18 protein-coding genes are annotated in these 20,536 nt (G+C 47.2%); 12 read left to right on the forward strand and 6 right to left on the reverse strand.

The features are described from left to right. Positions 1–6 precede the first annotated feature (6 nt). The 7 genes from hypF (at position 7) to hypE (ending at position 11,053) form a co-directional block, all read left to right on the forward strand. Complete coding sequence (hypF, locus tag QH73_RS21045; RefSeq protein WP_039713923.1) at positions 7–2,478, forward strand: carbamoyltransferase HypF; 2,472 nt, start codon at positions 7–9, stop codon at positions 2,476–2,478. A gap of 5 nt (positions 2,479–2,483) precedes the next feature. Further along, a complete protein-coding gene (locus tag QH73_RS21050) occupies positions 2,484–2,714 on the forward strand; it encodes a HypC/HybG/HupF family hydrogenase formation chaperone (protein ID WP_039713922.1) in 231 nt (76 codons plus the stop codon). Positions 2,715–2,832: 118 nt separating this feature from the next. After that, positions 2,833–6,552, forward strand: coding sequence for a pyruvate:ferredoxin (flavodoxin) oxidoreductase (gene nifJ / locus QH73_RS21055; protein ID WP_039713921.1), 3,720 nt, complete (start codon positions 2,833–2,835; stop codon positions 6,550–6,552). 45 nt (positions 6,553–6,597) lie between these two features. Beyond that, positions 6,598–7,629, forward strand: coding sequence for a dihydroorotate dehydrogenase-like protein (locus QH73_RS21060; RefSeq protein WP_039713920.1), 1,032 nt, complete (start codon positions 6,598–6,600; stop codon positions 7,627–7,629). Positions 7,630–7,747: 118 nt separating this feature from the next. Beyond that, positions 7,748–8,818 carry an ATP-dependent 6-phosphofructokinase gene (locus QH73_RS21065; protein ID WP_039713919.1) on the forward strand — a complete coding sequence of 357 codons (1,071 nt, stop codon included), beginning with the start codon at positions 7,748–7,750 and terminating at the stop codon, positions 8,816–8,818. Positions 8,819–8,820: 2 nt separating this feature from the next. After that, the gene (gene hypD, locus QH73_RS21070; protein WP_039713918.1) at positions 8,821–9,954 is read left to right on the forward strand and encodes a hydrogenase formation protein HypD; all 1,134 of its coding nucleotides are present in this window, start codon (positions 8,821–8,823) and stop codon (positions 9,952–9,954) included. 43 nt (positions 9,955–9,997) lie between these two features. Then, positions 9,998–11,053: a hydrogenase expression/formation protein HypE gene (hypE, locus tag QH73_RS21075; protein ID WP_039713917.1), complete on the forward strand. Its 1,056-nt coding sequence runs from the start codon at positions 9,998–10,000 to the stop codon at positions 11,051–11,053. Between the two features lie 11 nt (positions 11,054–11,064). Here hypE and QH73_RS21080 read toward each other — a convergent pair whose 3' ends face one another. The 3 genes from QH73_RS21080 to rpaB form a co-directional block, all read right to left on the reverse strand. Next, positions 11,065–11,580 (reverse strand): DUF456 domain-containing protein, encoded by a 516-nt coding sequence (locus tag QH73_RS21080; RefSeq protein ID WP_039713916.1) that lies wholly within the window; start codon positions 11,578–11,580, stop codon positions 11,065–11,067. A gap of 101 nt (positions 11,581–11,681) precedes the next feature. Beyond that, positions 11,682–12,344 carry a cofactor assembly of complex C subunit B gene (locus QH73_RS21085; RefSeq protein WP_039713915.1) on the reverse strand — a complete coding sequence of 221 codons (663 nt, stop codon included), beginning with the start codon at positions 12,342–12,344 and terminating at the stop codon, positions 11,682–11,684. Positions 12,345–12,486: 142 nt separating this feature from the next. Next, complete coding sequence (gene rpaB, locus QH73_RS21090) at positions 12,487–13,215, reverse strand: response regulator transcription factor RpaB (protein ID WP_015156346.1); 729 nt, start codon at positions 13,213–13,215, stop codon at positions 12,487–12,489. A 187-nt stretch (positions 13,216–13,402) separates the two neighbouring features. On the opposite strand from rpaB, the gene radA reads away from it, so the two are divergent. The 3 genes from radA (at position 13,403) to QH73_RS21100 (ending at position 15,648) form a co-directional block, all read left to right on the forward strand. Beyond that, positions 13,403–14,923, forward strand: a complete 1,521-nt coding sequence (gene radA, locus QH73_RS21095) for a DNA repair protein RadA (RefSeq protein WP_039713914.1) — start codon at positions 13,403–13,405, stop codon at positions 14,921–14,923. A gap of 178 nt (positions 14,924–15,101) precedes the next feature. Further along, positions 15,102–15,281, forward strand: coding sequence for a hypothetical protein (locus tag QH73_RS28400; RefSeq protein WP_132867438.1), 180 nt, complete (start codon positions 15,102–15,104; stop codon positions 15,279–15,281). A gap of 103 nt (positions 15,282–15,384) precedes the next feature. Continuing rightward, positions 15,385–15,648 (forward strand): DUF7219 family protein, encoded by a 264-nt coding sequence (locus QH73_RS21100; RefSeq protein WP_039713913.1) that lies wholly within the window; start codon positions 15,385–15,387, stop codon positions 15,646–15,648. Between the two features lie 38 nt (positions 15,649–15,686). Here the strand turns inward: QH73_RS21100 and QH73_RS21105 are convergent, their stop codons facing one another. The 3 genes from QH73_RS21105 to QH73_RS21115 all read right to left on the reverse strand — a co-directional run bounded on the left by QH73_RS21105 (position 15,687) and on the right by QH73_RS21115 (position 18,345). Next, positions 15,687–16,826: a glycosyltransferase family 4 protein gene (locus QH73_RS21105; protein WP_039713912.1), complete on the reverse strand. Its 1,140-nt coding sequence runs from the start codon at positions 16,824–16,826 to the stop codon at positions 15,687–15,689. Between the two features lie 84 nt (positions 16,827–16,910). After that, positions 16,911–17,102, reverse strand: a complete 192-nt coding sequence (locus QH73_RS21110) for a DUF4291 family protein (protein ID WP_039713911.1) — start codon at positions 17,100–17,102, stop codon at positions 16,911–16,913. A 91-nt stretch (positions 17,103–17,193) separates the two neighbouring features. Further along, the gene (locus QH73_RS21115; protein ID WP_039713910.1) at positions 17,194–18,345 is read right to left on the reverse strand and encodes a UDP-sulfoquinovose synthase; all 1,152 of its coding nucleotides are present in this window, start codon (positions 18,343–18,345) and stop codon (positions 17,194–17,196) included. A 264-nt stretch (positions 18,346–18,609) separates the two neighbouring features. Between QH73_RS21115 and QH73_RS21120 the strand changes: the two genes are divergently transcribed. Together QH73_RS21120 and ycf46 are read left to right on the forward strand one after the other, a co-directional pair. Further along, positions 18,610–18,945, forward strand: a complete 336-nt coding sequence (locus QH73_RS21120; RefSeq protein ID WP_039713909.1) for a slr0373 family blue light stress response protein — start codon at positions 18,610–18,612, stop codon at positions 18,943–18,945. An 81-nt stretch (positions 18,946–19,026) separates the two neighbouring features. Further along, positions 19,027–20,535, forward strand: coding sequence for a stress-responsive protein Ycf46 (gene ycf46, locus QH73_RS21125; protein ID WP_015156353.1), 1,509 nt, complete (start codon positions 19,027–19,029; stop codon positions 20,533–20,535). The last annotated feature ends 1 nt before the right edge of the window (position 20,536 follow it).

Raw genomic sequence — 20,536 nt, forward strand, 5'->3', positions numbered from 1 at the left:
AACAAAATGCTAAGCCTAAAACAACGTTTACACGTAACTATTCGAGGTGCTGTACAAGGGGTAGGTTTCCGTCCGTTTATCTACCGATTGGCAACAGAATTAGGACTTGTAGGATGGGTGAATAATTCCGCTCAAGGGGTTTTTGTTGATGTAGAAGGCACGCAAGCGCAATTGCAGAATTTTTTATTACGCATCGAGCAACAAAAGCCACCCCAGTCAATCGTTCAAAGTCTAGAATCGAAATTTCTCGCTCCCGTAGGCTACCAACAGTTCGAGATTCGCACCAGTACGGGTGGTGAGAAATCAGCAACAATATTACCCGACCTTGCCACTTGCTCGGATTGTCTGCGCGAAATTTTCAACAAAAGCGATCGCCGCTACGGTTATCCCTTCACCAACTGTACTAACTGCGGTCCCCGCTTTAGCATGATTGAAGCTTTGCCCTACGATCGCGCCAATACGACGATGAAACAGTTTCAGATGTGCGCTCGCTGTCAGTCCGAGTATGAAAATCCACTAGATCGCCGCTTTCACGCCCAACCTAACGCCTGTCCTGAATGCGGACCCCAACTTGAGTTATGGGATCGAGACGGTCGCGTTTTAGCATTGCGCGATCGAGCATTGCTTCAAGCTGCCGCATCAATTCGTCAAGGTCAGATCGTTGCTATCAAAGGTTTGGGCGGGTTTCACCTTGTCGTAGATGCACGGAACGAAGCAGCCGTACGACGACTGCGCGATCGCAAGCAGCGAGAAGCAAAACCCTTAGCCCTGATGTATCCATCCCTAGAATCGATTCAAGTAAGCTGTCAAGTTTCAGAGTTGGAAGCCAGCCTATTGCGATCGCCTCAAGCTCCAATTGTCCTGCTGCAACGCAAGCTAGAAGTTGACAGCGCGATGGTCGCGCAGCGAACCGCCTTCGGCATCGCCCCCTCAGTTGCTCCTGGCAATCCTTATTTAGGCGTGATGTTGCCCTACACTCCTCTACATCACCTACTCATGGCTGAGTTGGGTTTCCCAATAGTTGCTACCAGTGGCAATTTAACAGATGAACCTATTTGTATTGATGAAAAAGAAGCACTGCAACGCCTGAGTAGCATTGCTGAGGTTTTCCTCGTCCACAACCGACCGATCGCCCGACCGATAGACGATTCTGTCGTGCGCGTAATGATGGGACGAGAAATGGTTTTACGCCGCGCCCGTGGTTATGCACCTTTACCGATTCAGGTGACGGGGATAGGGGAAGCAGGGGAGCAGAGGAGCAGAGGAGCAGAGGAGCAGAGGGAGTTGGGGAAGCTGGGGGAGAAAAAACAACTGTCAGCTGTCTTCACGCAGTGTAGCGCCAGCGTCAACTGTCAACTGTCAACCGTCAACCAACAACTCACCCCCGACTCCCTTCTCGCAGTAGGGGCGCAGCTCAAAAATACGATCGCTCTTTCTGTAAATGAGCAAGTTTTTGTCAGTCAGCATATCGGAGATTTAGCAACAGTTCCAGCAGTGAATGCTTTTGAAAAAGCGATCGCGGATTTTCAACAACTTTATCAGGTCAAACCAGCAGCGATCGCCTGCGATCTTCATCCCGATTATTCTTCTACTCAATTTGCTCAAAACTCAGGTTTACCAGTTATTCCAGTGCAGCACCACTACGCACACGTTCTCTCATGCATGGCGGAAAACGATTTAATTGAGACGGATAACAAACCCGTTTTAGGTATTGCTTGGGACGGTACTGGTTACGGACTAGACGGCACAATTTGGGGTGGAGAATTTCTGCTGGCTACAGAAACATCATTTGAGCGAGTCGCTCATTTACGGACTTTTCGACTGCCTGGGGGAGAAAAGGCAATTAAAGAACCAAGACGAGTCGCAATTGGTTTGCTCTATGGAATTTTTGGAGAAGAATTGTTTGAGATGCAGCACTTAGCACCAGTGCAAGCTTTTAGCGATCGCGAGTTGGGAATTTTACAGACAATGCTGCAAAGAAATCTCAATACTCCAGTGACTTCTAGCATGGGACGGCTATTTGATGCGATCGCTTCAATTCTAGGATTGCGGCAACAAACTCAGTTTGAAGGACAAGCAGCAATGGAACTGGAGTTTGCGATCGCCGGATTCGATCCTGACGAGCGCTATAGCTTTGAGATTTTAGCAACGTCATCACCTGCGATCGTCGATCTGCTGCCGATGGTGCGAGAAATCTTAGCAGATATAAGATGTGGTTTACCACTCGGAAAAATATCAGCTAAGTTGCACAATACGCTCGTTGAGATCGTAGTTGCCGTAGCAAAATCTGTGGGTGAAGAAAACATTGTGCTTACAGGCGGTTGTTTTCAAAATAAGTATTTAACTGAAAGAGCCATTAAAAGATTGCAAGCAGAAAATTTTCGTCCTTATTGGCATCAGCGCGTCCCACCTAATGATGGGGGAATCGCGCTAGGACAAATTGTGGCAGCAACTTTTCGCTTGAGCAACAGGAAGTAACGGTCATGTGTTTAGCAGTTCCAGGGAAAATTATCAGTATTGATTATGACCAAGAACCATTAATGCGGACTGGAAAAGTTAGCTTTGGTGGAGTTATTAAAGAAGTTAGTCTTGCCTATGTTCCTGAAGCAAAAGTAGATGACTATGTAATCGTCCATGTAGGTTTTGCTCTTAGTATTCTCGATCCAGAAGAAGCAGAAAGTACGTTGAATTATTTACAAGAAATGCAAATTTGAGCGATCGAAGGTTCCCTTTCTATTCTCCTCACAGGTTCCTCAAATTTTCCTTCTAACTTCAAGGTAGAGCCAAAACAGTCACTTGGTAATACTTTAGAAGCTTGCAAAGGTTGAAAAAATGAAAACAAAAACATTTGCAACCCTAGATGGTAATGAGGCAGTTGCTCAAGTTGCCTATCGCTTGAATGAAGTCATTACCATTTACCCTATCACTCCCTCCTCGCCAATGGCTGAATGGGCTGATGCTTGGACAGCAGAAGGCAGAGCGAATATTTGGGGTAATGTTCCCGCCGTAGTCCAAATGCAGAGTGAAGGAGGCGTTGCTGGGGCGCTTCACGGTGCTTTACAGACAGGTTCCTTGACAACGACTTTCACTGCATCACAGGGATTATTGTTGATGCTGCCAAATATGTACAAAATTGCGGGAGAATTAACACCGACAGTTTTTCACGTCGCAGCGCGATCGCTTGCCGCTCAAGCTTTATCCATTTTCGGCGATCATAGCGATGTGATGGCAGCACGGACAACGGGTTTTGCAATGTTGTGCGCTGCATCAGTCCAAGAAGCACACGATTTCGCCCTCATCGCCACAAGAGCAACATTAGAATTGCGAATTCCTTTCCTACATTTCTTCGATGGCTTCCGCACCTCCCACGAAATTGCCAAAGTGGAACTGTTGGCAGAAGACGACATGCGATCGCTCATTCCCGACGAGCTAGTCTTTGCCCATCGCGATCGCGCTTTAACTCCCGATCGCCCAGTGATTCGCGGTACAGCCCAAAATCCCGACGTTTACTTTCAAGCTAGGGAAACTGTCAATCCTTACTATCTAGCTTGTCCCGACATTACCCAAAAGGTGATGGATGAATTTGCCCAACTGACGGGCAGACAATATCAACTATTTGAATACCACGGCGATCCAGCAGCAGAGAGAGTCATTGTCTTAATGGGTTCTGGTTGCGAAGCCGTCCACGAAACTGTAGATTACCTCAATGCTAGCGGTGAAAAAGTAGGAGTCGTCAAAGTCCGACTCTATCGCCCCTTTGATGCCAAAAGATTTGTAAAAGCATTACCTGCAACAGTCAAAGCGATCGCAGTTTTAGACCGCACCAAAGAACCAGGCGCAGCAGGTGAGGCGTTGTATCTCGACGTTGTTACCGCTGTGTGCGAGTATGCACAGGAGCAGAGGGGCAGGGCAGACAAGGGAGACAAGGGAGACAAGGAAGCAATTCTAGCCACTAGTCACCAGCCACTAGCCACTTCCCCGACTCCCCAAATCATCGGTGGACGCTACGGCTTATCATCCAAAGAATTTACTCCAGCGATGATTCAAGCAGTTTTCGATAATTTGGCAGCAATCGAACCAAAAAATCACTTTACTATCGGCATCAATGATGATGTGACTCACACTAGCTTGTTATACGATCCTGAGTTTTCGATTGAATCAGATCGTGTAGTACGAGCTATTTTTTATGGATTGGGTGCAGATGGAACTGTAGGAGCTAATAAGAATTCCATTAAAATTATCGGCGAACAAACAGACAACTACGCTCAAGGCTATTTTGTTTACGATTCCAAAAAATCGGGTTCTGTCACAGTTTCTCATTTACGATTTGGACAGCAGCCAATTCGCTCCACGTATTTAGTCAATCGGGCTAACTTTGTTGCTTGTCATCAGTGGGAGTTTATCGAGAAATTTCCATTACTCAAAGAGATCGTCCCTGGTGGTACTTTCTTACTTAATAGTCCCTATCCCGCAGATGAAATTTGGAATTATTTACCGCGATCGCTCCAAACTCAAATTATTCAAAAACATCTGAAATTTTATGTCATTAATGGCTACCAAGTTGCCCGCAACGCAGGGATGGGTGGAAGAATTAACACCGTTATGCAAGTTTGCTTCTTTGCTCTTTCTGGCGTGCTACCAAAAGATGAAGCGATCGCCCAAATTAAGCGATCTATCCGCAAAACCTACGGCAAGAAAGGCGATGAAATTGTCCAGATGAATATCCATGCAGTGCATGAAACCCTAGCACATTTATATGAAGTTGATTATGGAGCGATGGTAAGAAGCAATCAAGAAAACCAACTACCAACTACTAACTACCAACTACCGATTACCAATTCAGCCCCAGCTTTTGTTCGGGATGTTCTAGGAAAAATCATTGCCCGAGAAGGAGACAATTTACCCGTCAGTGCCATGCCCGTAGACGGAACTTATCCCAGTGGAACATCGAAGTGGGAAAAACGCAACATTGCCCAAGAAATCCCAGTTTGGGATTCAGATGTATGCGTCCAGTGCGGTAAGTGCGTGATGGTATGTCCCCACAGCGTGATTCGCAGTAAAGTTTACGAACCGCAGCAATTAGAAACTGCTCCAGCCACTTTTAAGAATAGCAATGCTAGAGAGCATGATTGGCAAGGTCTGAAATTCACAATTCAAGTTGCACCGGAAGACTGTACGGGCTGTGGCATCTGCGTCGATGTTTGCCCAGCCAAGAACAAGTCGCAACCAAAACTGAAAGCAATTAATATGCAGCCGCAGCAACCGTTGCGGGAACAAGAACGGGAGAATTGGGATTTCTTTTTAAATATTCCCAATCCCGATCGCACCCACTTGAAACTGCATAAAATTAACCAGCAGCAAATGCAAGAGCCGTTATTTGAATTTTCTGGTGCTTGTGCGGGTTGTGGAGAAACGCCCTATTTAAAACTCGTGAGTCAATTATTTGGCGATCGCGCCGTCATTGCCAACGCCACTGGCTGTTCTTCCATTTACGGTGGTAACTTACCCACTACACCTTGGACACATAACGCCGAGGGGCGGGGTCCTGCTTGGTCAAACTCCTTATTTGAAGATAATGCCGAATTTGGTTTAGGCTTTCGCGTTGCGATCGATAAACACGCAGAAATTGCTACTGAATTACTCCGCCAGCTAGCACCAGCCGTAGGTGAAGAATTAGCGACAAGTATCCTAAATGCTCCACAAAACGATGAAGCAGATATCTACGAACAACGCCAAAGAGTAGCTTTACTCAAGCAGAAATTGGACGAATTATTAAAGAATCAGGGAGCAGAGGAGCAAAGGGGCAGGGGAGCAGAGGAGCAGAGGGGCAACTACCAACTACCAACTACCAACTACCAAAATCTCAAATCCTTAGCTAACTACCTAGTGAAAAAAAGCGTCTGGATTATTGGCGGCGACGGTTGGGCTTATGATATTGGCTTTGGCGGACTCGATCACGTCCTAGCGAGCGGACGTAATGTGAATATCCTCGTTCTCGATACAGAGGTTTATTCCAACACTGGTGGGCAAATGTCTAAAGCTACCCCCAAGGGAGCAGTGGCTAAATTCGCTGCTGGTGGTAAGCCCGCACCCAAAAAAGACTTGGGTTTAATCGCCATGACTTACGGTAATGTCTACGTGGCAAGTGTAGCAATGGGCGCACGGGACGAGCATACCCTTAGAGCCTTTTTAGAAGCTGAAGCTTACGAAGGTCCATCGTTGATTATCGCCTACAGTCATTGCATCGCCCACGGCATCAACATGGCAACAGCGATGCAAAATCAAAAGGCTGCGGTAGATTCAGGGCGTTGGCTGCTGTATCGTTTTCACCCAGATCGGATTCAGCAGGGAGAAAACCCGCTCCAACTTGATTCCCACGCTCCGAAACTCCCAGTAGAGCAATATATGTATCTGGAAAACCGCTTCAAGATGCTGACCAAGAGCAAGCCAGAAGCAGCTAAACAGTTACTAGCAGAGGCACAGCAAGATGTCAATACTCGTTGGCGCTTGTATCAATATCTAGCCGCGCGATCGCCTGAAACTATTCATTAAATCTCAAGTTCTTTTCCTAACTTCAAGGTTTTAGGAGGGAGACAAATGGACTTAACTACAACTTACATGGGGTTGCAATTGCGATCGCCCCTCGTCCCTTCAGCCTCACCCCTTTCTGAAGACATCGACAATATTAAGCGAATGGAAGATGCGGGCGCGGCGGCTGTGGTGATGCATTCCCTATTTGAAGAACAATTACGCCAAGAGCGCTACGAACTGCACCACCACCTGACGCATGGGACTGAAAGCTATCCTGAAGCCTTGACCTATTTTCCAGAACCTCACAGCTTTCGAGTCGGCTCGGAAGAATATCTAAATCACATCCAAAGGGCAAAGGAAAAGGTAAATATTCCTCTCATCGCTAGTCTCAACGGTTCATCTGTTGGCGGTTGGACTAACTATGCCAGACAAATCCAGCAAGCAGGAGCAGACGGACTGGAATTGAATGTGTATTACGTCCCTACAGACATGGACTTGACAGGCGAACAAATCGAGCAAACCTACATCGAGATTTTGCGATCGGTGAAAGCCGCTGTGACAATTCCCGTAGCGATCAAACTCAGCCCCTATTTTACCAACATGGCGAATATGGCTCGACGTTTGGACAACGCAGGAGCGAATGCTCTCGTTTTATTCAATCGCTTCTATCAGCCAGACATCAACCTCAAAACCCTAGAGGTTGAACCAAACGTGCTGTTAAGTACTCCGCAGTCCATGCGTTTACCGATGCGTTGGATTGCAATTCTCTACGATCGCATCAATGCTAGTTTGGCTGCAACCAGTGGCATTCACAAAGGGCAGGATGCCATCAAATTACTAATGGCAGGGGCAAACATCACGATGCTTTGTTCGGTGTTACTACGGCACGGCATCGACCAGATCCGCGCGATCGAGCAGGAAATGCGTGAATGGATGGTAGAACACGAGTATGAATCCGTGCGGCAACTACAAGGAAGCATGAGTCAGAAAAATTGCCCCGACAAGAGTGCCTTTGAACGCGCCCAATACATGCGATCGCTCCAAACCTACAAACCAGAATGGGAGCGAGTTTTCGACACATCTCATTATTTTGGATAAAGTCAAAAGTCAAAAGTCAAAAGTCAAAACTAATAACAACTATCCATCAATTACTACAAATGACAAATGACAAATAACAAATGACAACCAACTACCAACTACCAATGACCAAAACCCTATGCAAAAACGAATTGGTATTTTGACCAGTGGTGGTGACTGCCCTGGGTTGAATTGTGCGATTCGGGCTGTTGTCAGCCATGCTAAGTTACAACATGATTGGGAAGTGCTGGGGATTCCTTACGCCACTCAAGGGTTGTTGGAGCGTAAGGCGACGTTACTGAATTTGCATGGTTTAGATTTACGCGGTATCGATCCTTTACTCAGTATGGGTGGCACGATTTTAGGATCGATCAACAAAGGAGACACGTTAGCTCATGCGAGTGAAATTATTGCTAGTTATCGGGCGTTGGCGTTAGATGCCTTAATTGCGATCGGTGGCGATGGTAGTCTCGCCATTCTCCACCAACTCGCTTGTCAAGGAAACTGGAATCTCATCGCGATTCCCAAGACAATCGATAACGATGTGGCACTTACGGAACGAGCAATTGGGTTTGATACGGCTGTCAATACGATTGTTGATGCTTTGAATCGCTTGACTTTTACCGCTGCTAGTCACGATCGCGTCATGGTTGTGGAAGTTATGGGACGCACAGCAGGGCATTTAGCACTTCATGCTGGAATTGCAGGCGGGGCAGATTGTATTTTAATTCCCGAAATTCCCTATTCTATTGGGGGAGTTTGCCATCAAATTAGTCAACTGCGCGATCGCTGGGGGCGCAAATTTGCGATCGTTGTTGTTGCTGAAGGTGCTAAAACTGCCAACGATAGTTCTATTGCAGAAACACAAAATCTTGCGTCTCTGGAGTGCGGCATGGGACAGTATATTGCCAATCAAATTAAGCTTTACAACCTTGCCGATCGCCTTGACGTTCGGGTTTCAATTTTAGGACATATCCAGCGCGGTGGTATACCATCAGCTTTAGACCGCTTGACAGCAACAGCTTTTGGTAAGGCAGCAGTAGATTTAATTGCGCGGGAACAATACGGTCAAATGGTGGCTTGGCAAAATGGACGAGTTGTAGATATTCCAATCGCCAATGTTGTCACTCGAAGTCCTTTGCCTGTAGCACCCGATAACTATCTCGTACAAACCGCTCGCTGTATGGGGATTTATGTGGGGGATGGATAACAATGAAGTTCGTTAACGAATACCGAGATGCTGATGCTGCCGATCGATACGCACGGGCGATCGCTGCCATTACTACTCAACCTTGGACGATTATGGAGATCTGCGGTGGTCAGACCCATTCTATTGTCAAATTTGGCATAGATGAACTGTTACCCCCAGAAATTACCTTAATTCACGGTCCTGGTTGTCCCGTCTGCGTCACGCCTGTGGAATTAGTAGACAAGGCGATCGCGATCGCAACGCAACCCGAAGTTATTTTCTGTTCGTTTGGAGATATGTTGCGAGTTCCAGGGAGCAGGGGAGTAGAGGAGAGGGAGAAAGATTTGCTGGCGGTTAAGGCAACGGGAGGAGATATTCGCATTGTCTATTCTCCGCTCGATGCGCTCAAAATCGCTCAAACTCATCCACACAAACAAGTCGTTTTCTTCGCTGTGGGGTTTGAAACGACTGCACCCGCTACAGCGATGGCGGTTTACCAAGCTGCGCGACAGGAAGTTAAAAATTTCTCCTTACTGGTTTCTCACGTATTAGTTCCGCCAGCAATGGAGGCGATTCTTGCCTCACCTCACAATCGAGTCCAAGGATTTTTAGCTGCTGGTCATGTCTGCACGGTGATGGGATACACCCAGTACGAACCGCTCGTACAGAAATATTGCGTTCCAATTGTCGTCACGGGTTTTGAACCGCTAGACATCCTCCAAGGGGTGTATATGTGCGTTCAGCAGTTAGAATCGGGGCGATCGCAACTGGAGAATCAGTACGCTCGTTCGGTGCGGCGCAATGGGAATGAAACTGCTCAACAATTGATGCAGGAAGTATTTAAAATCGTATCGAGGCAATGGCGCGGGATTGGTGAAATTCCTCAAAGTGGGTTGGGTTTACGCGATAAATATGCCCAATTTGATGCCCAAAAGCGTTTTGATATTTCTAACTACGCGATAAGCGAAGCATTGCTCTTTCAGAGCATCACGGAATCTACCGAATGTATGAGCGGACAGATCTTGCAAGGCATCAAAAAACCTCACGAATGCCCTGCTTTTGGCGATCGCTGTACGCCAGAACACCCTCTAGGTGCGCCGATGGTTTCCTCAGAAGGGGCTTGTGCGGCATATTATCGTTATCGGCAGTGGATGTAAGAAGGTAGAGGGGTAGAGGAGCAGAGGAGCAGAAGAGTTATAAGTGAGCGAACCTAAAGACTTTATCGTGTCTTGTCCGATTCCAATTGACAAATACCCTCGCGTTCTACTGGCGCATGGGGGTGGTGGAAGGTTGATGCATCAATTAATCGAGCAGATGTTTTTGGCAACATTTAGCCATAGCGATCGCCCGCCACATGATGCTGCCGAAATTCACCTCACAAGTCACAGAATTGCTTTTACAACTGATTCCTATGTAGTTCAACCCCTATTCTTTCCAGGCGGTGATATCGGAATGCTGGCAGTTAACGGCACTGTCAACGATCTGGCAATGAGCGGAGCGCGTCCGCTGTATTTAAGTGCTGGGTTTATTTTGGAAGAAGGACTATCAATGGAAACGCTTTGGCGGGTGGTGCGATCGATGCAACAAGCAGCCCAAACAGCCAACGTGCAGATCGTGACTGGCGATACAAAGGTTGTGGATCGAGGCAAGGGAGACGGCATTTTCATCAATACAGCTGGTGTAGGAATTATCGAGCATGACCAGGCAATTACTCCCCAATCAATTCAGCCTGGGGATGTGTTGCTGCTTAATGGCGATCTCGGTCGTCACGGCATTGCGATTATGACCCAGAGAGAAGGTTTAGCTTTTGAAACTACCATCGAGAGCGATGCAGCACCGCTAGCAAGTCTAATTTTGGAACTGCTAAAAGCTGGAATCAAAATTCATTGTTTGCGCGATCTGACCCGTGGTGGTTTATCGAGCGCCCTGAATGAAATTGCCCAAGCTGCCTGCGTCAAAATTGAAATTAATGAAAATGCCATCCCCATAAGTGAAGAAGTGCAAGGAGCGTGTGAAATCCTCGGTTTCGATCCGCTGTATGTTGCAAACGAAGGAAGATTCGTTGCTTTTGTGCCACCAGAATTTGCTCAAAAAGCAATAGAAATTATGCGATCGCATCCTTTAGGAAAATCCGCTCAAATTATTGGCAGTGTTACCGAACGCAAAACATCCGGTCTTGTCACGATGAAGAGTAAAATTGGCGCTCAACGCATTGTCGATATGTTAAGCGGAGAACAACTACCACGAATTTGCTAATCCGAATTTGCTCATCCCATCACTTGTGGTAGCGTGGCATAGAGAAAAAAGCCCACTGCCACGATCGCCAATAACCCCTGAATTAAATTTCCCACCAGAGAACCGACTACAATTCCGACTCCAGCTTTCAAAGCTCGTTTCAAATTGCGCTGATAAATATACTCGCCGATAATTGCTCCTAACAAAGGTCCGAGCAAAATTCCTAACAAGGGACCACCAAACGGCAAAGCAGGCAATAAACCAAAAATCCCCAACAGCAAACCAACAACCGCACCAATCTGTCCCCATTTACTGGCTCCAGCGCGTTTCGCTCCCCAGAAGGTAGCCAGCAGATCGATGCCGACGCTAAGCGCTAACACCACCACCGTCACAATTAGAGGTACGGCAATGCTACCAAAAGAACCTTGCACCACACCCCAAATTGCGATCGCCACCAAAATCAAACTCGTTCCAGGAATCCCTGGAACCACTGCCCCAATCACACCGACAACCATAAGGGCAACTAATAACCAATAGAGAGTTAGCATAATTTTTCATTTGTCATTTGTCATTTGTCATTCGTCATTCGTCATTTGTCATTAGTAACTCGTTAATTTTGACTTTTAACTTTTGACTTTTTCCCTACTCCCTACTCCCTGCTCCCTGCTCCCTGCTCCCTAAAAAGGGTAACGTCTAACTTGTCAGCAATACCAGCGATCCAGGTTTCGTCTTGCTTGGTATAGCTGCGAGGAGCATTTGCACCCAAGATCAGTACGCCTTGCTGACCGATGGGTTGACAAATGACTCCTTGGGTGTTGTCCGGCAAGTAGTCAAATTCAAATCGTCCTGGGTAAACGCTCAAAGCAACCAAGTAAACTGGTTTGTGTTTTTCCAGCACCCGTTGGACGATCGCCCCTGGAGTCACTTCGACTTTCTCTGGTAAAATGCCGCGCCGCAGCAAAACTTTTCCTTGATAAAACACGATGAGCGATCGCGTGACGGTATTTGTCAATAACAGATAAGATGCCCATGCTAGTTCTGTCTTAACTGTTTCGGGCAAGTCTGGAGCCAACTCGAACTTTTGCTCGCCCACGAGTTCTACGGCATCCGGCAGGCGCGGTGCGACTTGCTGCCAAAGCAATCCAGTCAAAATTAACACCGCACTGACAATTGCCCCCAAAACATCCGACCGTGCCTGAGTCACCGTCAGTTCCGGTGTCAGCAACCGATTGACCAACAGCAACACAGCACCTAATCCTCCTACCACGAGGGGTATTAGCCGTATAACTCGATTTGGATCTGGTTTAGCCATGTTGGAATGAGTAGTGAGTGGTGAGGAGTGAGGAGTGAGGAGTGAAGAAAGAAGGGTGTGGGGTCTACAATTTTGCTCTCTTCCTTGTCCCCCTTGTCTCCTTGTCCCCTTGTCCTCAAAATTAGCCACTATCCACCAACATTCACTCCTCTCCTGGTTCGATAATCCGTTGGAATAGATAACCCGTACCTCTAGCGGTAAGGATTAATTCTGGGTTACTAGGGTCGTCTTCTAGCTTCGCCCGCAGTCGCGAGATATGCACGTCAACTACGCGAGTGTCTACATGTCGTTCGGGCGTATAGCCCCAAACTTCCTGCAAGATTTCCGATCGCGAAAAGGCTTCCCCCGAACGGCTGACTAACAGCTCTAGCAAGCTAAATTCCATTCCAGTTAATCGAATCCGCTCGTCTCCTTTGTAAACCTGTCGCTTGTTCGTGTCAATTTTGATACTTCCTACTTGGATCACGCCAGAGCTAGGAATTCCCGAAGCACCTGTTTTATCTACCCGTCGCAATACCGAGCGAATGCGTGCTTCCAGTTCTTTCGGGGAAAATGGCTTGACTACGTAATCATCCGCACCTAATTCCAGTCCGGTGATCCGATCGGCGACATCGCCCAGGGCTGTTAGCATAATAATTGGTACATCTGATTCCTTGCGTAGCTCTTGACACACGCCGTAGCCATCTAACTTCGGCATCATCACGTCCAAGACAACCAAATCTGGATCGGCTTTGCGAAATGTATCCAAAGCTTCCTCGCCGTCTGCTGCTGTCACGACATCGTAACCAATCATCGACAGCCGCGTTTCTAAGATCCGCCGAATGCTGGCTTCGTCGTCCACGACTAGGATTTTTTCTTTATGACTTTCCAAATTTACCAACGCTCCTTGAAACCAAACATTTTTGAATTTTAATTTTTAGTACTATTACATGAAGATCTTATCCCATTCAATCCATGTAAATTAGCCGAAATTCTCGCACTCACTTACTTTCAAGGTTTTTTAATATTTGCGGTTTTGCCAACAAAATTTAACTTAACGCAACAAAAGCACTAAACGAATGCCCAAACCCCGTACCTATTTCGTTTGCAATGAATGTGGCGCAGAGTCGCCTCAGTGGTTTGGTAAGTGTCCTGCCTGCGGGACTTACAATTCCTTAGAAGAACAAATTACGAGTACAACTCTCGGGACGCTACCAACTCGTGGGGTTAGCTGGCAGCAAACGCCGCAAAGCAATGGTAAATCGATCGCTAAAGCCGCAAAACCCCGCGCTTCTCTAACTTTCGATCAAATTAGCGATCGCCAAGTGAGCCGCTGGTGTTCTGGCTATGACGAACTCGACCGAGTACTCGGTGGTGGTATTGTACCAGGTTCTATGGTTTTGATCGGCGGCGATCCGGGGATTGGCAAATCGACTTTGTTACTACAGGTTTCTAACCAACTCGCCCAAAACTATCGCATTCTCTACGTTTGCGGTGAAGAGTCGGGACAGCAAGTGAAGTTACGCGCTTCTCGTTTGGGTGTATCTAAATTTCAAAACTCTATAGAGGAATCAGATCCCCAGCTTCAAAACCAAGCGCCTAACGGTCATTTAGTTAACAATGGTAGTGCAAGAGCCGATTTATACGTTTTGCCAGAAACGGATCTCGAAGAAATACTGAGGGAAGTCGATTCGCTTAAACCCAATGTAGCTGTAATCGACAGTATCCAAACCGTCTATTTTCCCGCCTTGACTTCCGCCCCTGGTTCGGTGGCGCAGGTGCGAGAATGTACCTCAGCCCTGATGCAAGTGGCAAAACGGGAAGATATTACGATGTTAATTGTGGGACACGTTACCAAAGAAGGTGCGATCGCGGGTCCCAAAGTTTTAGAACATTTGGTAGATACAGTACTTTATTTTGAAGGCGATCGCTTCGCCTCCCATCGGTTGTTACGCACAGTCAAGAATCGCTTTGGCGCTACTCATGAAATTGGCATCTTTGAAATGATCGATCGCGGGTTGCGGGAAGTCGCCAACCCCTCAGAATTATTTCTCGGTAGCCGCGACGATCCTTCACCAGGGACGGCAATTGTAGTTGCTTGCGAAGGCACGCGCCCGATTGTGGTAGAGTTACAAGCCTTGGTCAGTCCCACCAGCTATGCTTCACCCCGTCGTTCTACCACGGGGATAGACTACAGCCGTTTACTGCAAATTTTGGCAGTGTTAGAAAAACGAGTTGGCATTCCTTTGTCTAAACTGGATGCCTATGTCGCCTCTGCTGGTGGCTTAAGCGTGGAAGAACCAGCCGTAGATCTGGGAGTCGCGATCGCCGTAGTCGCTTCTTTTCGCGATCGCATTGTCGATCAGCGCACTGTCTTAATTGGGGAAGTCGGATTAGGCGGACAAGTACGCCCCGTCTCTCAAATGGAACTGCGTCTGAAAGAAGCTGCTAAACTAGGATTTAAGCGAGCAATTGTACCCAAAGGGCAACCCTATCCTGACGTAGATTTGGAAATTATTCCTGTCGCCAAGGTACTCGATGCGATTATCGCTGCAATTCCGCCGCAATCGTTCCCAGATTTAGACTTAGAAGAGGAATAGTATTCGGGTGCGATCGCTCGATCCCCCCTAACCCTCTTATAACGATCGTCCGATCCCCCCTAACCCCCCTTAAAAAGGGGGGAACAAATACCTGAATTTTAAGTTTTTGGATTTTCCTCAAAGAGGAAATTAATGCCCCCTTTTTAAGGGGTTGGGGAATCGAAATCTGAAACTTCCAGTGCGTCACTCCCGCTACTATCGTCGATCGCGATCCAACGTTGAACTTGTGGTAGATCGCAAAGTCGGGTTGAATGTGAAAAAATATAAACTAGCGATCGATACGCTCTCGCGCGCTCGATCGAGCGATCGCCACATAACCAAACCCTTAGCGTGGTTCGGTCAAAACTCCAAAGATTAATAGAACCGCAAACCAAGTTTCCGTAATATTGCTGTAGTTGACGCTCGGTTTTCGTGATACACAGAATGAGTTATGTAAATTTCTATGGAGAGTTCTTGTCATTATGGTAAATAGTTCTGACTTTCTGCATCCTCACAGCCGTTACTATGGCAAAGTACAGCCTGAAAATCTAGTCTTTAACGCCAATCTCCAAGAATTTGCCCAGCATGTCAGTTACATCTGTAACTTAGAAACGGCTGGCAAAATTCCCCCAGATGAAGCATACAAAAAAATTCGCGACCTGTGGAAACAACTCAAACGCTCGAAAAAAGAGTTAGGAATTGGTGAAAACCCATTTCAAAATGACGACGAGCAAAAAGATAGCTAACTTCTGTAGAGACGCGAAATATCGCGTCTCTACTGTTACTAACCCACTAAGACATTCTCTGCTAAACGCTTTGACTCTACCATCTGATAATATCCTTGCAACTGACGAGTAGCCGCCGCCCATCCCCAGCGTTCAGCCTCCAAACGGGCATTTTGACGAATAGTTTCCCGTTCCTGTTTTTGCTCTAACAGATGTAAAGTTGCTGCGATCGCCCCTTGTTCGTCTTTGGGGTCAAATAAATAACCATTGACTCCAGATGTGACAATATCGACAATTCCGCCTGAATTTGCCGCAACTACAGGACAACCAGCCGCCATTGCCTCAAGTAAAACTAGTCCCAGCGTCTCAGTCCGCGAAGGAAACAGAAACGCATCCGCCGACGCAAACGCCGCACCAAGATCTCTACCCGTGAGATAGCCGACAAAGTGAGTATTCGTTCCTGCAAAATGCTTTTCTAGCGCCGAACGATGCGGACCATCTCCTACCAAAGCTAGGCGCGCCTCTGGAATTGCCTCTAATATGGGTTTAATCCGTTCGATTTCTTTTTCCGCTGACAGACGACCGACGTAGAGTAACAAGGGACTATCGGGATGACCTTGAGATAGCCGCGATCGCATTTGTTCGCAAGCTAAATCGGGATGAAATAACTCCGTATCGACTCCCCGCTGCCACAAGTCTACTCGTTGGATTCCGTGGCTAGATAGTTCTTCTACCATTGCCGTTGAAGTACACAAATTTAATTCTGCTTGATTGTGAGCGGTTTTGAGCAATTCCCACAGCAAGCCTTCCAACATTCCCAACCCGTAATGCTGTAAATACTGCGGTAAATGAGTGTGATACGAGGCAACAAGAGGAATTTTTAGCACTTTGGCATAAAATAACCCCGATAGTCCTAGCACTGCGGGGTTAACCACATGAACGATATCAGGTTGAAATCTCTCCAGTTCGTGACCGATCGCGGGGCGTGGTAATGCCATTTTTAACTCTGGATACAATGGCAAAGGAAAGCCGGAAACACCGTAGACTTTCGCCCCTTTATACTCTGTAATCCCCCCTTCAGGAGCAACGACTAAAACTCGATCGCCGTTACGTTGTAAGTGTTCGACCGTGTGACGCAACCGCGTGACAATACCGTCAACCTTGGGTAGGAAGGTTTCTGTAAATAAAGCAATTTTCATACTTATTGAGGGGCGTTTAGGCTGGGGAGAGTTACCAGCAAGTATTTTCCGATAATCTCAATTTCTTAGCAATGTTGGGATCGCTCACAAGATAGACAGTTGCTCGAATTTAAATTCTCCGCCAAAATAGCCATGTTCGGCAGCAAAGCGACCGATCGCTGGGCGATAAGCTTGGTATACCACAATGGATCGGTCGTCAGATTGCGCCACAATATGATTTCCCGACTTGGGCAATCGGTCGATCTGCGATCTGTAAAGTTCTGTCACCAGTGACATTGAAATAATCCATCATCCCTCAACTACGTATTATGAGGGACAAGCGTATTCACCAGCCAACTACCAACTACCAACTACCAACTACCAATGACTATCTTCTCCAAGTAACTTTAGGCAGAATATGCTTTTTATCAACGCGATCTTGGTACTTGACCGCAAAATTCAGCAGAGAATCAAGCAATGCTTCTGAGAGGAAATGCGGTTGCAAGCCGAGACTCAGTAAACTCGTATTTTTGGCGTTGAAATAGTGTTCTTCTCGCTCAATCCTGGGATTATCGAGATTGTTGACTTCGACTTTCAATCCCAGCGCGTTACCAGCTTTTTGCACCATTGCTGCCAAGTCGCCGACGCTAAATAGTTCGGTAAATTGGTTAAAGACACGGAATTCACCAGAATTAGCAGGATTTGCGATCGCTAATTCGACGCAGCGCACCGTATCCCGAATATCTAAAAAGCCACGGGTCTGCCCGCCCTTACCATATACTGTCAGCGGATGTCCGATCGCTGCTTGAATGCAGAAACGGTTCAGTGCCGTACCAAACACCCCATCGTAGTCGAGACGGTTGATGAGCATCTCGTCCATGCCTGTTTCTTCTGTCAGGACTCCATATACTACACCCTGATTCAAATCTGTGGCACGCAAGCCCCAAATCTTACAGGCAAAGTGAATATTGTGACTGTCGTGGACTTTGCTCAGGTGGTACATACTACCTGGCTGCTTTGGATAGGGTAAGGTATCCTTGCGCCCGTTGTGTTCGATCGTAATGTATCCCTCTTCAATGTCGATGTTAGGCGTACCGTATTCGCCCATCGTCCCCAGCTTGACCAAGTGACAATCGGGGAAACTATCGCGCATGGCATAGAGTATATTCAGCGTCCCAACGACATTATTCACCTGCGTCAGTACGGCGTGTTCGCGATCGATCATGGAAAAAGGTGCGGAACGCTGTTCGCCAAAGTGGACGATCGCTTCCGGTTCAAATTGGTGCAGCGTTTTGCTCAAAAAATCGTAGTTGGTAATATCGCCGACAAACAAATCGATCTTTTTGCCTGTGAGGTCTTGCCACCTTTGAATCCGATGCTGAATCGTTGCGATCGGTGTCAGGGTATCTACTCCAAGTTCGAGATCCCAGTGCCTCCGTACCATGCTGTCTAGAATCCCAACCTCGTAACCTCGATTGGATAAGTAGAGCGCGGTTGCCCAACCGCAATAGCCATCACCACCAATAACCAATACTTTCATCGTCTGTGCGTGTTACTCGCTGATATTCGCTAAATCTACCAGGTTTGTGTCCCCCTTTTGCGTCCTAAATTAGGAGTATATTTTCTGTACAATTGCCTAACCAATAAAAGCCTCTTGCCTCTTGCCTCTTACCTTCTATTTGAATTTTCGGATTTTTATTACAAAATGTTACATTTATGCCGTCAAAACGCTACGCTGTCTTGACACTATGCGAGTAAACCGATAACGTGATATACATACCCGGGTAAGACGATTGAAAAAAATATGCAAGCTAAGCAAAAAGTTACGCTGTATTTAACGCCTGAACTGCATCGGCGGCTCAAAATCAGAGCCGCGATCGACTCGGAACCAATGTCAGAACTTGCTGCCCGTGCGCTCGCCTTTTATTTATCTCACCAAGAGTTGATAGATGAAGCAGAGTCATACGGCAACACGCACAGAGTTTATGCATGTCCTGAATGTGCAACGACGGTGGCATTGAACGAAGGCGAACTAGTATCCCTCAAGGATCAGCCGGGGATCATAGAGCAGTCCAAGCCAGCAAGAGTTGCTGCTGAAGCAACACTACAAGAAGGGCAACTAGCCCTCGCCAGCCACTAATTTCATTGACGCTGATTCATCAAAGCTGAATCCGAAGCGCTGTCCGTACTATCTTTAGGGTCAAAAGTAAGGTCAAAGGCAATGAAAGAAGAGCTAAATATTCTCATACAAGCTCAATACCCGCTGATATACCTTGTGACCTCTGAGGAAGAGCGGGCTGAACAAGCAATAGCAACGATCGCCCAGTTAAGACCGCAGCGCCGAATATTCATCTGGACGGTGACGCACGGAATCGTAGAACACGGTCAGCCACGCCACGTCACGCAGCATAATACCGTATCTCCAGAAGCAGCGATCGAGTGGGTGATCCGCCAACGAGAGCCGAGCATATTCATATTTAAGGATTTACACCCTTTTATTGACGCACCAGTAACGACGAGATGGCTGCGAGATGCGATCGCCAGCTTTAAAGGCACGCAGAAAACGATCGTTCTGATGTCACCGATGCAGCAGGTTCCAATTGAGTTAGAGAAAGAAGTTGTCGTACTAGACTTCCCGCTCCCCGATTTGGCAGAATTGAACCAAGTATTAGAGCGGCAGTTAGAGCAGAATCGCGGACGGCGGCTGACAACCGATGCCAGAGAGAAATTATTAAAAGCAGCTTTGGGCTTAACGCGAGATGAGTCAGAAAAAGTCTACCGCAAGGCTCAGGTAACAGCCGGACAGCTATCAGAAAATGAAGTAGAAGTCGTCTTATCCGAGAAAAAGCAATTAATCCGGCGCAACGGCATTTTAGAATACATTGAAGAGGATGCCACAATCGATGCCGTTGGTGGTTTAGAAGAGCTGAAACGCTGGCTCAAACAACGTTCTAATGCTTTTACAGAAAGAGCGAGAGAATACGGTCTGCCTCAGCCGAAGGGAATGCTGATTTTAGGGGTACCTGGGTGTGGTAAATCTTTGATCGCCAAAACGACATCTCGCTTGTGGGGTCTGCCCCTACTTAGGCTAGACATGGGGCGAGTATATGATGGTTCGATGGTAGGGCGTTCTGAAGCTAACCTACGCAATGCCCTCAAAACCGCAGAATCAATTTCGCCGACAATCCTATTTATTGACGAGTTAGATAAAGCCTTTGCAGGTACGGCAGGCTCGGCTGACTCTGACGGTGGTACGTCTAGCCGCATCTTCGGCTCTTTCCTGACCTGGATGCAAGAGAAAACTTCTCCCGTATTCGTGATGGCAACAGCTAACCGCGTGGAAAGATTACCAGGGGAGTTTTTACGTAAAGGGAGATTCGACGAAATCTTCTTTGTGGATCTGCCAACCGCGGAAGAACGCAAAGATATATTTAGCATTCACCTGCTCAAGCGCAAACGGGATCTGTCCCGCTTCGACCTCGATCAATTAGCAAAAATTGCCGATGGGTTCTCTGGTGCAGAGATCGAGCAAGCCTTAATCGCTGCGATGTACGATGCTTTTGCTCAAGATCGAGAGTTTACCCAACTAGATATTATTGCTGCAATTAAAGCCACGCTACCCCTCTCTCGGACAATGACCGAGCAAGTAACGGCTCTAAGAGAATGGGCGAGACAGCGTGCTAGACCAGCAGCATCCTCCGTGGCTGAGTATCAGCGCATGGAGTTTTAAA

Source organism: Scytonema millei VB511283 (assembly GCF_000817735.3).
Lineage (GTDB): Bacteria > Cyanobacteriota > Cyanobacteriia > Cyanobacteriales > Chroococcidiopsidaceae > Chroococcidiopsis > Chroococcidiopsis millei_B.

What these genes read in the sequence shown, in the direction of transcription:
- hypF (WP_039713923.1), top strand. Translation starts at nt 7, where the DNA reads ATGCTAAGCCTAAAACAACGTTTACACGTAACTATTCGAGGTGCTGTA.
- QH73_RS21050 (WP_039713922.1), top strand. Translation starts at nt 2,484, where the DNA reads ATGTGTTTAGCAGTTCCAGGGAAAATTATCAGTATTGATTATGACCAA.
- nifJ (WP_039713921.1), top strand. Translation starts at nt 2,833, where the DNA reads ATGAAAACAAAAACATTTGCAACCCTAGATGGTAATGAGGCAGTTGCT.
- QH73_RS21060 (WP_039713920.1), top strand. Translation starts at nt 6,598, where the DNA reads ATGGACTTAACTACAACTTACATGGGGTTGCAATTGCGATCGCCCCTC.
- QH73_RS21065 (WP_039713919.1), top strand. Translation starts at nt 7,748, where the DNA reads ATGCAAAAACGAATTGGTATTTTGACCAGTGGTGGTGACTGCCCTGGG.
- hypD (WP_039713918.1), top strand. Translation starts at nt 8,821, where the DNA reads ATGAAGTTCGTTAACGAATACCGAGATGCTGATGCTGCCGATCGATAC.
- QH73_RS21080 (WP_039713916.1), bottom strand. Translation starts at nt 11,580, where the DNA reads ATGCTAACTCTCTATTGGTTATTAGTTGCCCTTATGGTTGTCGGTGTG.
- QH73_RS21085 (WP_039713915.1), bottom strand. Translation starts at nt 12,344, where the DNA reads ATGGCTAAACCAGATCCAAATCGAGTTATACGGCTAATACCCCTCGTG.
- radA (WP_039713914.1), top strand. Translation starts at nt 13,403, where the DNA reads ATGCCCAAACCCCGTACCTATTTCGTTTGCAATGAATGTGGCGCAGAG.
- QH73_RS21100 (WP_039713913.1), top strand. Translation starts at nt 15,385, where the DNA reads ATGGTAAATAGTTCTGACTTTCTGCATCCTCACAGCCGTTACTATGGC.
- QH73_RS21105 (WP_039713912.1), bottom strand. Translation starts at nt 16,826, where the DNA reads ATGAAAATTGCTTTATTTACAGAAACCTTCCTACCCAAGGTTGACGGT.
- QH73_RS21110 (WP_039713911.1), bottom strand. Translation starts at nt 17,102, where the DNA reads ATGTCACTGGTGACAGAACTTTACAGATCGCAGATCGACCGATTGCCC.
- QH73_RS21115 (WP_039713910.1), bottom strand. Translation starts at nt 18,345, where the DNA reads ATGAAAGTATTGGTTATTGGTGGTGATGGCTATTGCGGTTGGGCAACC.
- QH73_RS21120 (WP_039713909.1), top strand. Translation starts at nt 18,610, where the DNA reads ATGCAAGCTAAGCAAAAAGTTACGCTGTATTTAACGCCTGAACTGCAT.
- ycf46 (WP_015156353.1), top strand. Translation starts at nt 19,027, where the DNA reads ATGAAAGAAGAGCTAAATATTCTCATACAAGCTCAATACCCGCTGATA.